This window comes from Cupriavidus sp. C1SS-2L (assembly GCF_057073735.1).
Genome location: NZ_CP172708.1, coordinates 2,764,056 through 2,776,712 on the forward strand (window position 1 = coordinate 2,764,056; position 12,657 = coordinate 2,776,712).

At 65.3% G+C, this 12,657-nt stretch carries 13 protein-coding genes; 6 read left to right on the forward strand and 7 right to left on the reverse strand.

Going from position 1 to position 12,657, the window contains the following annotated elements:
* The 5 genes from ACIGJG_RS12820 to ACIGJG_RS12840 are packed head-to-tail and all read right to left on the reverse strand — an operon-like array spanning position 1 to position 3,911.
* Complete coding sequence (locus ACIGJG_RS12820) at positions 1 to 369, reverse strand: hypothetical protein (RefSeq protein WP_011298641.1); 369 nt, start codon at positions 367 to 369, stop codon at positions 1 to 3.
* 31 nt (positions 370 to 400) lie between these two features.
* Positions 401 to 1,567 (reverse strand): osmoprotectant ABC transporter ATP-binding protein OsmV, encoded by a 1,167-nt coding sequence (locus tag ACIGJG_RS12825; protein ID WP_011298642.1) that lies wholly within the window; start codon positions 1,565 to 1,567, stop codon positions 401 to 403.
* Positions 1,564 to 2,214 (reverse strand): ABC transporter permease, encoded by a 651-nt coding sequence (locus tag ACIGJG_RS12830; RefSeq protein WP_483672420.1) that lies wholly within the window; start codon positions 2,212 to 2,214, stop codon positions 1,564 to 1,566. The genes ACIGJG_RS12825 and ACIGJG_RS12830 overlap by 4 nt, the downstream gene beginning before the upstream one ends.
* Positions 2,215 to 2,224: 10 nt before the next feature.
* Positions 2,225 to 3,172, reverse strand: coding sequence for a glycine betaine ABC transporter substrate-binding protein (locus tag ACIGJG_RS12835; protein ID WP_011298644.1), 948 nt, complete (start codon positions 3,170 to 3,172; stop codon positions 2,225 to 2,227).
* 22 nt (positions 3,173 to 3,194) lie between these two features.
* A complete protein-coding gene (locus tag ACIGJG_RS12840; RefSeq protein WP_483672421.1) occupies positions 3,195 to 3,911 on the reverse strand; it encodes an ABC transporter permease in 717 nt (238 codons plus the stop codon).
* Between the two features lie 692 nt (positions 3,912 to 4,603).
* Between ACIGJG_RS12840 and ACIGJG_RS12845 the strand changes: the two genes are divergently transcribed.
* The 6 genes from ACIGJG_RS12845 (at position 4,604) to ACIGJG_RS12870 (ending at position 11,136) form a co-directional block, all read left to right on the forward strand.
* Positions 4,604 to 5,533 (forward strand): pirin family protein, encoded by a 930-nt coding sequence (locus ACIGJG_RS12845; protein WP_041680021.1) that lies wholly within the window; start codon positions 4,604 to 4,606, stop codon positions 5,531 to 5,533.
* Between the two features lie 300 nt (positions 5,534 to 5,833).
* Positions 5,834 to 7,408 carry an ABC transporter ATP-binding protein gene (locus tag ACIGJG_RS12850; RefSeq protein ID WP_483672422.1) on the forward strand — a complete coding sequence of 525 codons (1,575 nt, stop codon included), beginning with the start codon at positions 5,834 to 5,836 and terminating at the stop codon, positions 7,406 to 7,408.
* Positions 7,401 to 8,510, forward strand: a complete 1,110-nt coding sequence (locus ACIGJG_RS12855; protein WP_011298648.1) for an ABC transporter permease — start codon at positions 7,401 to 7,403, stop codon at positions 8,508 to 8,510. The genes ACIGJG_RS12850 and ACIGJG_RS12855 overlap by 8 nt, the downstream gene beginning before the upstream one ends.
* A gap of 17 nt (positions 8,511 to 8,527) precedes the next feature.
* On the forward strand, positions 8,528 to 9,448 hold the full coding sequence (locus ACIGJG_RS12860) for an ABC transporter permease (RefSeq protein WP_011298649.1): 921 nt from the start codon (positions 8,528 to 8,530) through the stop codon (positions 9,446 to 9,448).
* Between the two features lie 67 nt (positions 9,449 to 9,515).
* Positions 9,516 to 10,661 carry a BMP family ABC transporter substrate-binding protein gene (locus tag ACIGJG_RS12865; protein ID WP_483672423.1) on the forward strand — a complete coding sequence of 382 codons (1,146 nt, stop codon included), beginning with the start codon at positions 9,516 to 9,518 and terminating at the stop codon, positions 10,659 to 10,661.
* A gap of 181 nt (positions 10,662 to 10,842) precedes the next feature.
* Positions 10,843 to 11,136 (forward strand): YkvA family protein, encoded by a 294-nt coding sequence (locus tag ACIGJG_RS12870; RefSeq protein ID WP_011298651.1) that lies wholly within the window; start codon positions 10,843 to 10,845, stop codon positions 11,134 to 11,136.
* Between the two features lie 67 nt (positions 11,137 to 11,203).
* On the opposite strand, the gene ACIGJG_RS12875 is transcribed toward ACIGJG_RS12870, so the two are convergent.
* Positions 11,204 to 12,181: a quinone oxidoreductase family protein gene (locus ACIGJG_RS12875; protein WP_041679680.1), complete on the reverse strand. Its 978-nt coding sequence runs from the start codon at positions 12,179 to 12,181 to the stop codon at positions 11,204 to 11,206.
* A 32-nt stretch (positions 12,182 to 12,213) separates the two neighbouring features.
* Positions 12,214 to 12,606, reverse strand: coding sequence for a methylglyoxal synthase (locus tag ACIGJG_RS12880; RefSeq protein ID WP_011298653.1), 393 nt, complete (start codon positions 12,604 to 12,606; stop codon positions 12,214 to 12,216).
* Positions 12,607 to 12,657: the final 51 nt, after the last annotated feature.

Consider the following 12,657-nt stretch of genomic DNA (forward strand, 5'->3'; position numbering starts at 1 on the left):
TCATTCGCTGCCGGTCAGCAGGCGATACGCCTCGTCTTCGGTAATCCTCAAGCGGTATTTGGTGGACAGCATCCGGGCCATCGAATGCGCGGTGCCGGGCGGGCAGTGCCGGAGCTGCTCGCGATAAGCCTCGACTTCGTAGCGCAGGCGCCAGCGCCGGCTCAGAAGATAGAGCACGCCCATCAGCCCCCAGCTGCGCCAGAACTGGCGCACGTGCATCTTCTCATGCTCGATCAGCGCGTGGCTCGCGCCGGGCCGCAGCAGGATCAGCGGCCCGGGCGTGAAGCCATCAAACCCGCGTGGCACGAGCCAGCGGGTTTCGATCATCAGGCACAGGGGTGAGCGGCAATAGCGCACTTTGCGGACCATGGCCCGAGCATAGCGCGAATCGGGCTGACGCTCACGCCGCGGCGCGCAGTGCCTCCTGCGGCCGCTGGATGGTGGTCGCACCGCCGCGCGAGCGGCCAGAACTCAGATAGCCCGCGATCGAATCCTGCGTCACTTCGCCCAGATAGGCGCCATCGGCGTCGACCACTGGCAGCCAACTCGTGTTGTGCTGGTACATGCGCGACAGCAGGATGCGCAGATGCTCGTCCGACGTGGCGGTCGCGGGGAATTCGCGCACCACATCGCTGCAGCGGCCCTTGCCCGCCCGGGCATCGCGCCGCGTGACATAGCCCAGCGTGCGCTGCGAGTCGTCGACCACCGGCAGGTGGCGCACGTCGGCATCGTCCATCACGCCGAGTGCATCGGACAGGGCCATGTCGGGATCGCAGCTCGGCGGCATGGTGGCCGCATCGCCGGCGTTCACCAGCAGCAGGCGCTTGAGCGTGTTGTCGTGGCCGACAAAGGCCTGCACGAACTCGTCGGCCGGCTGCGCAAGCAGCGCATCGGGATGATCGAACTGCACGAGCTTGCCGCCCCGGAACACCGCGATCTTATCGGCCAGCTTGATGGCCTCGTCGATATCGTGCGAGACCATGATCACGGTCTTGCCGAGCTGGCGCTGCATCTGCAGGAATTCGTTCTGGATGCTTTCGCGATTGATCGGGTCGACCGCGCCGAACGGTTCGTCCATCAGCAGCACGGGCGCGTCGGCCGCGAGCGCGCGGATCACGCCGATACGCTGCTGCTGCCCGCCGGACAGTTCGCGCGGATAGCGCGACAGCATGCGGTCGGGGTCGAGCTGCACCATCGACATCAGTTCGCGCGCGCGTTCACGGCACTGTTTCTTGTTCCAGCCGAGCATGCGCGGCACGACCATGATGTTCTCTTCGATGGTCATGTTCGGGAACAGGCCGATCTGCTGGATCACGTAGCCGATCTTGCGGCGCAACGCCACGCCGTCGATGCCGATGGTGTCCTCGCCATCGATGCGCACCGTGCCCGACGTGGGCTCGATCAGCCGGTTGATCATCTTCAGCGTGGTGGTCTTGCCGCAGCCGGACGGCCCCAGGAACACGCAGATTTCCCCGCGCGGCACTGTCAGCGAGACAGCATCCACTGCCCGCACTTCAGTGCCGTCTTTCTGGGGGAAGGCCTTGGTGAGTCGGTCGAGTTCGATCATAGTCGGATTCCTTTTGGCGTCAGCACCTTCTGCAACCATTGCAGGAAGGCATCCGCCACGATGGCGAGCACGCTGACCAGGACCGCGCCCACGGCCAGCTTGCTCATATTGCTCTGGCTGATCGCTTGCAGGATCAGCACCCCAAGGCCACCCGCGCCGATGATGGCGGCAATGGTGGCCACGCCGATGTTCATCACCACGGCGGTACGTACGCCGCCCAGGATCACGGGCACGGTCAGCGGCAGGTCCACGCGGCGCATGCGCTGCCACGTGGTCATGCCGATGCCCCGCCCGGCTTCCTGGATGCCGGGGTCGATATTGACCAGCGCCGTGTAGGTGTTGCGCATGATCGGCAGCAGCGAATACAGGAACACCGCGGTCACGGCGGGCAGATAGCCCAGCGCATGCCCGAAGCGCGCGAAGATCGGGATCATCAGCCCGAACAGCGCGATCGACGGCAGCGTCAGCACGATCGTCGCGAGCGTCAGCAGCGGCGTGGCCAGCCAGCGGAAGCGCGTGATCGCAATGCCCAGCGGCACGCCGATCAGGATCGCCATGCCCACGGCCGAGCCGACGAGCGCCAGATGCTCGGCAGTGAGCTTCAGCAGCGTCGGCCAGCTATGTTGGAGGTAGGTCAGCAAGTCCATGCGTGCCTCCTCAGATCAGGCCATGGCTGCGCAGGAAGTCTGCGGCCACCTTGTCCACCGGCTGCTGGCCGATGTCCACCTGGTAGTTCATCTCGGTCATCGATGCGTTGTCCAGCTTCGCCGACAGCGCATCGAGCAGCGTGGCGAGTTCCGGATGTTTGTCCAGCACGGCCTTGCGCACCACGGGCACCGCGCTGTAGTCGGGGAAGAAGTGCAGATCGTCTTCGAGCAGCACGAGCTCGAAGCCCTTCACGCGGCCATCGGTCGTGTACACCAGGCCCATGTCGACCTGATTGTTCTTGAGCGCCGTATAGACCAGGCCAGGATCAAGCTGGATCACGTCGCGGCGCTTGAACGGCAGCTTGTACTGGGCCTTGAGCGGCTCCAGCCCGTCAGGGCGCGCCGCGAATTCCATGTCGACGGCAAACGGATGCTGCGCGTCCTCGCCGGCCTTGCGCATCTTCTCGGCATAGGCCGACAGCGTGGTGACGCCGCTGGCCTGCGCGCGCTGCTTCGGCATGGCCAGCGCATAGGTATTATTGATGCGCGACGGCTCCAGCCAGACCAGGCCGCGTGCGGCGTCCAGCGTCTTCACACGCGCGTAGCTTGCCTTTGCGTCGAGCTTTTCCTCGACCTTGTTGAAGACGATCAGCGCCGTGCCGGTGTAGTCCCACACCACGTCGAGCTGGCCGTTCTCCATCGCCTGGCGCATCAGCGTGCTGCCCAGGCCCGAGGTCAGCTCGGTGCCGAGGCCCTTGGCGCGCAGGTACTGCGACGTCATCGACGACAGGATCAGCTGCTCGGTAAAGTTCTTGCCGCCCACGCGCACCGGCGCGGCATTCGCTGCTGGCGCCTGCGCACGGGCCGGCGCGGAACTCAGCAGCACGGCGGCCACGATGGTGCCCAAGAGCATGAAGGCCCAGAAGGCACGGCCTTCGCGGTCTCGTTTCGATTGCATTGGTTTTCCTCTCGGCCGCCGCTCAGCGCGCCAGTCCGCGCCGGCGCAGGTACAGGCTGCCGGCGCCGGCAAACAGCGCGTCGAGCGCCAGCGCCAGCAGCGCGGTCGCGGCGGCGCCCAGCAGCAGCAGCGGCTGGTTATTCAGGTAGATGCCCGGGAAGATCAGTTCGCCGAGGCTGTTGGCGCCGATCAGGAACGACAGCGGCACCGTGCCTACGTTGATCACCAGGCTGATGCGGATGCCGGCCAGCATCACCGGCAGCGCGTTCGGCAGCTCCACGCGCAGAAGCCGCTGGAACGGCGTCATGCCGATGCCGCGCGCGGCTTCGAGCAGCGTCGGCGAAACATTGCGAAGACCCTCGTAGGTGTTGCGCACGATCGGCAGCAGCGATGCGAGCCACAGCGCCAGGATCGCGGGCCGCTCGCCGATGCCCAGCAACGCGAGCGCCAGCGCGAGTACCGCCAGCGACGGCACCGTGTTGCCGACGTTGAAGATCTGCATCAGGCGGTCGGCCCAGCGGCGCATGCGCGGCCGGCTCAGCGCGATGCCGGCCGGAATGCCGGTGGCGAGCGCAAGCGCCATCGAAAACACGACCAGCCGCATGTGGTCGGCCACGTCGTAGAGCAGGCGGTCCTGATGTTGACGGATGACGTCCACGCCGATCCAGGCGGCCAGTCCGCCCAATGCCAGCACGGTCAGGCATCCCCAGGCGGCGACCCGCACGGATTGCTTTGACATATTGCCTCTCGCTCCGTCTGAAAAGCGCGCAAAACAGCACTTTCCGATCACGGAAAACAAAATGGGCTAGGCGGCCGTGAAGTGGGGAGCCGCCGTCCCGGTTCAGATTACATTGCCGCCATGACCGGCACGATTGCCAGCGGACGGGCTTTTGGACCTCCACGCCAGAGGCGGGAAGACCGATTGACGGGATGCCACGGCACTGTGTCCGGGCGCTCCCTGTAGCGGCGCACCCGGTTCGGTCTGGGACCGGTGAGCGAGTGGCCAGGGCGGCGCAAAAAAGTGAACAAATGGGCGCGCCGCCGAATTCATGAACCGTTGCCTGACAAGGCCCGGCGGGATCGCCCGGCGAATCAATCCACAGCAACGGATGACAAAGAGAGCGCTATTATACTCATCTTCATCGATCTTGTCATTTTCGCCTATCTTGCTGCTTTTTCGGGGGCTTTTTGCCGCAGCTTGGGCGAGCCCGGAGCAGACCGAAAGACTCGCCTGAGGGCCGCCCATGATCATCACCATCGGCGTCTTGAATCCGGACAGATTGCACTGATGGATAGAACAATCTGTTCTCCACCCACCCTCTACTCTTTCCCCACCAAACCTCTACATTGTCGGAGTACCTGAACACGACGTGGCCCGATGACGGCAGCTCCAATGCCGCCACAATGGCCCCGCGAACCGGAGAAAGAATGATGGAAACCCGCACCGCTCTGCCCACCGTTCCGGCCACCGCGCAGGAAACCGTGCAGCGTTCGCGCACGGTGGATCGCGTCGTGCGCGGCATCGCTACCTCGGACGGCGCCGGCGTCAAGCTGACGCGCGTGCTGACCCAGAACCTGCAACGCCGGCTGGACCCGTTCCTGATGCTCGACGCCTTCGGCACCGACAGCAAGGACGACTACATCGGCGGCTTCCCCGATCACCCGCACCGCGGCTTCGAGACCATCACCTATATGCTGGCAGGCCGCATGCGCCATCGCGACAGCGCCGGCAACGAAGGCCTGCTGCAGAACGGCGGCGCGCAGTGGATGGTGGCTGGCGCGGGCGTCGTGCACTCGGAAATGCCCGAGCAGGAAGACGGCCGCATGGAAGGCTTCCAGCTGTGGCTGAACCTGCCGGCCGCCGACAAGATGACGGCGCCGTGGTATCGCGACATGCCCGCCGATGCCATTCCGACGGTGGCGCTGGATAACGGCGGCACGGTGCGCGTGCTGGCCGGCGCCTCGCACGGCGTGGCTGGCGCGGTCACGCGCCCGGTGACGGAACCGATCTACCTCGACGTGCATTTGCCGGCGGGCCAGCAGTTCCGGCAGGCATTGCCGGCGGGGCATAACGCCTTCGTCTATGTGTACCGCGGCGAGTTGTCGATCGGTGAAGGCAGCGAAAAGGCGGTGGTCGACGCACAACGCATGGGCGTGCTCGACAACGCGGACAACGCAGACGGCGTCATCGTCAATGCCGAGTCCGAGGTGCGCTTCCTGCTGATCGCCGGACAGCCGCTGGGCGAGCCGATCGCGCAGTACGGCCCGTTCGTGATGAACACGCAGGAGCAGATCTACCAGACGCTGGCGGATTTCCGCGATGGTCGGTTTGCGACGATTGCGGCGTCCACGGGAGGCTGAAGGCGAGGCTTAGCCGGGAACCCGCTGCCACACCGGACCGCCGTCCTCCGAAAGGAGGGCGGCGGTTTTTCTTTTGCCTCCCCCGGCATGCGACTTGCAACTACCCGCCAACCGTTGCGCGGCTTGGACAAACGCCGCAAACCGGCCGCCACAAAGCCGCACACTTATATAATTCGTAACCAATATCCGGCATCAAGAAATCATGATGAATGCTGCAATGCGTCGCGGCGATGCTGCGCCACGCACTGCCGCTGACTGCCTGCCTTCCACGTTGCTGCCATAACAACCCGAGCCGCCTCAGTGACATCACAACTCCCCCCCAGGCTGGCGCTAGCCCATATCAGCAAGCGCTATCCCGGCGTCATCGCGAACGATGACATCAGCCTTACCGTCGCCCCCGGCGAGATCCACGCCGTGCTTGGCGAGAACGGCGCCGGCAAATCCACGCTGATGAAGATCATCTTTGGCGCAGTCCGTCCGGACGCCGGCGAGATGCACTTCAACGGCGCCCCTGTCACGATCAACAGTCCGCACGACGCCCGCAACCTGGGCATTGCGATGGTGTTCCAGCATTTCTCGTTGTTCGACACGCTGACCGTGACCGAGAACATCGCGCTGGGCCTTCCCGGCGGACACAAAGGCGCAGGCAGCAGCATGAAGCAGCTCGCCGAACGCATCCGCGCGACCGCCGAGCGCTACGGCCTGCCGCTGGAGCCGAACCGCCATGTCCACACGCTGTCGGTGGGCGAGCGGCAGCGCGTGGAAATCGTGCGCGCGCTGCTGGCCAACCCGCAATTGCTGATCCTGGACGAGCCGACTTCGGTGCTGACGCCGCAGGCCGTGGAAACGCTGTTCGTCACGCTGCGCCAGCTCGCGGCCGAAGGCACCAGCATCCTCTACATCAGCCACAAGCTCGACGAGATCCGCGCACTCTGCCATCACGCCACCGTGATGCGCATGGGCAAGGTCACCGGCGTGTGCGATCCGCGCCAGGAAAGCGCGGCCTCGCTGTCGCGCCTGATGATCGGTGGCGAGCCGCCGCGCGAAGCGCGCGTGGCCACGCAGCGCAGCGAGGTGCGTCTGGGCGTGGAAGCCCTGTCGCTGCCGCGCGCGCATGCGTTTGCGACCGAGCTGCAGCAGATTTCACTCGACGTGCATGCCGGCGAGATCGTCGGCATTGCCGGCGTGTCGGGCAATGGCCAGCAGGAACTGCTGGCCGCGCTGTCCGGCGAGGACATGCGCGTGGACCGCACCGCAGTCCACATCGCGGGCAAGCCGGTCGGCCGGCTCGATGCACGCCAGCGCCGACGCGCCGGCCTCGCCTTCGTGCCGGAAGAGCGGCTCGGGCGCGGTGCGGTGCCAGGCATGAGCCTGGCCTCGAACACGCTGCTGTCGCACCAGACGCCACCGTATGTGCGCAACGGCATGATCTCGCCGAAGGCGGCGGCTGGTCTGGCCGCCGCGGTCATCGGCCGCTTTCGCGTAAAAGCGAGCGGGCCCGAAGCGCTGGCCCGCAGCCTGTCGGGTGGCAACCTGCAGAAATTCATCGTCGGCCGCGAGATCGAAAGCGGCCCGAAGGTGCTGATCGTTGCCCAACCGACATGGGGCGTGGATGTCGGCGCCGCCGCGCAGATCCACAACGAGATCCTCGCGCTCAAGGCCTCGGGCTGCGCAATCCTGGTGGTATCGGAAGAACTCGACGAGCTGTTCGCGATTTGCGACCGGTTGTACGTCATCGCCAAGGGCCACCTGTCGCCGTCCATTCCGACCGAGACCGCCACGCGCGAACAAATCGGGCTGTGGATGAGCGGCCTGTGGGAAGGCGGCCCCGCGCAGTCGCGCGACGCCTACGTAGCGGAGGTGAACCATGGCTGAACTGCGCTCGCTCCTACCCCTCTCCCCCATCACGCTCGCGCCGCGCGGCTTGCCGTCGCGGACCATGGCTTATGCCTCGCCAGTAATCGCGCTCGCGCTTACGCTGCTGTTCGGTGCGCTGCTGTTCATTGCACTCGGCAAGGATCCGATGGCTGCGCTCAAGGTCTTCCTGGCCGATCCGCTGCGGGACAAGCGCGCCATCGGCGAAGTCCTGCTAAAGACGGTGCCGCTGGTGCTGTGCGCGCTGGGCCTGTCGGTCTGCTACCGGGCCAACGTCTGGAACATCGGTGCGGATGGACAACTGATCCTCGGCGGCATCTTCGCTGGGGCGACGGTGCTGTACTTCGACGTGCCTGGCCAGACGCTGAACGGTACGGTCGTGCTGATGCTGGCATCGCTCGCCGGCGTGATCGGCGGCATGTTCTGGGCCGCGATCACGGCGCTGCTCAAGGACCGCTTCAACGCGAACGAGATCCTGGTCTCGCTGATGCTCACATATATCGCGCAGCAGCTGATGCTGTGGGTCGTCAACGGGCCGCTGAAGGATCCCAACGGCATGAACTTCCCGCAGTCGAAGGTGTTCTCGTCCGAATACCTGCTGCCCAACCTGATGTCGGGTTCGCGCCTGCATGCGGGCTTTGCCGTGATGCTGGTGCTGGTCGTCGTGATGACGGTCTTCATCTTCCGCAGCTTTGCTGGCTACCGGCTGCAGGTCGGCGGCACGGCACCGGCTGCGGCGCGCTATGCGGGCTTCTCATCGCGCAGCGCGCTGTGGAGCGCGCTGCTGATTTCGGGCGCTACGGCGGGACTCGCTGGCGCGTTTGAAGTCACCGGTCCGATCGGCCAGTTGCTGCCGTCGATTTCACCGGGCTATGGCTTCACCGCGATCATCGTCGCATTCGTCGGCCGGCTGCATCCGGTCGGCACCGTGCTCGGCGGCATCATGATGTCGCTGTTCTATATCGGCGGCGAGATGGCGCAATCGCGCCTCGGCTTGCCGTCGGCCATCGGCTGGGTGTTCCAGGGCATGCTGCTGTTCTTCCTGCTCGCCTGCGACACCCTAATCGAAAACCGCCTGCGCTGGCGCGCCACGGCAGCCTGAGCGGAGCAACGTAAAACATGGAACAACTCGCTCCCCTGATCGCCACCGCGATCAACGCCGGCACACCGCTGTTGCTGGCCGCGCTGGGCCTGCTTATCAACGAACGCTCCGGCGTGCTCAATCTCGGCGCCGAAGGCATGATGCTGGTCGCCGCCGTGGCCGGATTCATGGTCGGCTACCAGACGCAGCAGCCGCTGCTCGGCTTTCTTGCCGGCGCCGTGGCCGGCATGCTGATGGCCACGCTGTTCTCGTGGCTCGCGCTCGTGCTCGCGACCAATCAGGTGGCCACGGGCCTCGCGCTGTCGATCTTCGGCACGGGCCTGTCGGCCTTCATGGGCCAGCGCTTCGTCGGCTTTGCGATGCCGGCTCAGGCCAAATCGGTCCCGTTCCTTGCCGACATTCCGTTCATCGGTCCCGCATTCTTCCAGCACCACTGGATGGTGTATTTCAGCCTGCTGCTGTGCTTTGCGATCATGTGGTTCCTGTTCCGCACGCGCGCCGGCCTGACGCTGCGCGCAATCGGCGAATCGCCAGAATCCGCGCATGCGCTCGGCTATCCGGTGCGCACCATCCGCTTCGGCGCACTGCTGTTCGGCGGCGCATGCTGCGGCCTGGCAGGCGCGTACCTGTCGCTGGTGTACACGCCGATGTGGGTCGAGAACCTCGTCGCCGGCCGCGGCTGGATCGCGCTTGCGCTGACCACGTTCGCCACCTGGCGACCGGGCCGCGTACTCGTGGGCGCGTGGCTGTTCGGCGGCGTGACCATTCTGCAGTTCTACCTGCAGGGCATCGGCGTGTCGGTGCCGTCGCAGTTCCTGTCGATGCTGCCGTATGCGGCCACCATCGTCGTGCTGGCGCTGATCTCGCGCAACCCGGCCTGGATCCGGCTCAACATGCCTGCGTCGCTGGGCAAGCCGTTCCGTCCGGGCAATGCCTGATGCCGCTGCCGCACACCCATTTCAACGAGCCATCGAACGCAGTCAATATTCATCACAAGGAGAAATCATGATCGTCACGCGCAGGAAGACCCTGGCGGCCCTGGCCGCCACCGCGCTGCTGGCCCTGGCCGGCTGCGGCAAGAAGGAAGCCGAGAAGCCGGCCGAGACGGCCGCCCCGGCCTCCGCGCCCGCCGCTGAACAGAAGGCCGAACCGCTCAAGGTCGCCTTCGTCTACATCGGCCCGGTCGGCGATGCGGGCTGGACATACGCGCACGACGCCGGCCGCAAGGCCGTGGAAGAGAAGTTCGGCGACAAGGTCAAGACCACCTTCGTCGAAAACGTACCCGAGTCCGCCGCTGACGCCGAGCGCGTGTTCCGCGACCTGGCCAGCCAGGGCAACAAGCTGATCTTCGGCACCACCTTCGGCTACATGGAATCGATGCTGAAAGTCGCCAAGGAATTCCCGGACGTGAAGTTCGAACACGCCACCGGCTTCAAGACCGCCGACAACCTGGCCCAGTACGATGTGCGCACCTATGAAGGCGCCTACCTCGCCGGCGTCGTCGCCGGCAAGATGAGCAAGACGGGCAAGATGGGCGTGGTGGCTTCGGTACCGATTCCCGAAGTGATCCGCAACATCGACTCGTTCACGCTGGGCGCGCGCAGCGTCAACCCGAAGGCCACCGTGAAGGTGGTCTGGGTGAACAAGTGGTTCGATCCGGGCAAGGAGCGTGAAGCCGCCACCACGCTGATCGGCCAGGGCGTGGACATGCTGATGCAGAACACCGACTCCGCCGCCGTGGTGCAGACTGCGCAGGAGAAGGGGGTCTACGCATTCGGCTGGGACAGCAACATGAGCAAGTTCGGCGAGAAGGCTCACCTTGCCGCATCGGAGATCCAGTGGGGCGTCTACTACAACAAGGTCGTGGACGACGTGCTGAAGAACCAGTGGAAGAGCAACACCACATGGTGGGGCCTGAAGGAAGGCATGATCGACCTGAAGGACTTCAACACGGTCGTGCCTGACGACGTGAAGGCACTGGTCGAAGAGCGCAAGAAGGGCATCGTCGACGGTTCCGCGCCGATCTGGAAGGGTCCGATCAAGGACAATACCGGCAAGGAGCAGATCGCCAAGGACCAGACCGCCGACGACAACTTCCTGCACGGCGTGAGGTTCTACGTCGAAGGCGTGGAAGGTAAGATTCCGGGCTGATTTTCCGGTCCGTTTCCGGCATGCCGTGCTAGCGTGCCGGCCCGCCCCGGCCCTGCCGGGGCGCACCCCTCGTCTCTTTCCCCGCCCCCGTTTTCCTGCGGAACTTGAAGCCGATCGGATCGGCCCAAGCTATCTGTGCATGCGCCGATGGCTGGCGCCTGCAATGTGAAGGAGGCCTCTCATGTGGAAGCGTTTTTCGGCCCTGTGGACGTTGGTGCGTCGCGATGGTCGGCTGTTCTGGTATGCGCTGCGGCATCCGGATGCGCCGGCGTGGCTGAAGCCGGCGGCGTTCGGGTTGCTGTTCTATGCGATCTCGCCCATCGACCTGATTCCCGACTTCATTGCCGGACTAGGCATCGTCGATGATGTCGTGTTGATCCCGCTCGCGATCCACCTGATCCTCAAGCGCCTGCCCCCGCATATCCTCCGGCAGGCCGAGGCGCGCGCGACTGCCACCACCGTCCGCGCGCGCTGAGCGCCCGGACGGAAAAGCCCCCGGACGGCATGCCGTCCGGGGGCTTTCTCATGCAGTGCGTGATGCTTCAGCGCGGCAGCAGAATGGTCGATCCGGTCGTCTTGCGCGATTCGAGATCACGGTGCGCCTGCGCCACATCCGCCAGCGCATACCGCTGCCGCACATCGATCTTCACCTTGCCACTGCTGACCACATCAAACAGATCCGCAACCATCGGCTCCAGCAATTCACGATGTACCACATACGTCATCAACGTTGGCCGCGTCAGCCGCAGTGAACCCTTGTTGCCAAGCACCGAGATATCAAACGGGGGCACCGGTCCGGAAGCACTCCCGAAGCTCACCATCGTCCCACGCGGCGCCAGGCAATCCAGCGAGCCACGGAAGGTGTCCGCGCCGATCGAGTCATACACGGCCGGCACGCCCTTGCCGCCAGTGATTTCCTTTACCCGATCCACGAACGATTCACGCGTGTAGACGACGGTATGCGTGCAGCCATGCGCGCGCGCCAGCTCCGCCTTCTCGTCGCTGCCGACCGTGCCGATCACCGTGACGCCAAGCGCCTTCAGCCATTGGCAAGCGATCAGCCCGACGCCGCCGGCCGCGGCATGCAGCAGCACCGTGTCGCCAGCCTGAACGCGATAGCTGTCGCGAATCAGGTACTGCACGGTCAGACCCTGCAGCATCATCGCCGCGCCCTGCTCGAACGAGATCGATTCGGGCAGGCGCACCACGATATCGGCCGGCATCACACGCACCTGCGAATAGGCGCCGTTCGGGCGGCCAGCGTAGGCCACGCGGTCGCCCACGCTCAGGTGTGCCACGCCCTCGCCCACCGCTTCGACCACGCCCGCGCCTTCCATGCCCAGCCCACCAGGCAGCGGCTGCTTGTAGAGGCCGGTGCGGAAATAGACGTCGATAAAGTTCAGGCCCACCGCTTCATGACGCACACGAACTTCGCCCGGGCCGGGCTCGCCCACTTCCACATCGACCCACTGCATCACTTCCGGTCCGCCGGTCTGTTCGATCCGGATGGCTTTGGTCATTGGCATGTCTTCTGTCTCGATATGGGCTTCGTTCAGGGCTGCGCTTCGACGCGGCTCAGCTCGGCGATCAGCAGGTCGGCCGTGGCCACGTTGGTCGCGCACGGCACGTTGTGCACGTCGCAGGCGCGCACCAGCGCATTGATGTCCGGTTCGTGCGGCTGCGGCGTCATCGGATCGCGCAGGAAGATTACGGCACGCACGCGCCCTTCCGCGAGTTGCGCGCCGATCTGCAGGTCGCCGCCCCACGGCCCCGACAGCATGCGGGTCACATCGAGCTTGACTTCATCGATCAGCCGGCCGCCGGTGGTGCCGGTCGCGAGCAGTTCGCACTGCGAAAGGAATTCGCGGTGACGCGTGGCAAAGGCAACGATGTCGTCTTTCTTGTGGTCGTGTGCAATCAGGGCGATACGTGGGCGGGTCATCAAGAATCCTTGTTGCGGTAAGCGACTGCGGGTGGAGTGCGGCCAGTAGCGGGG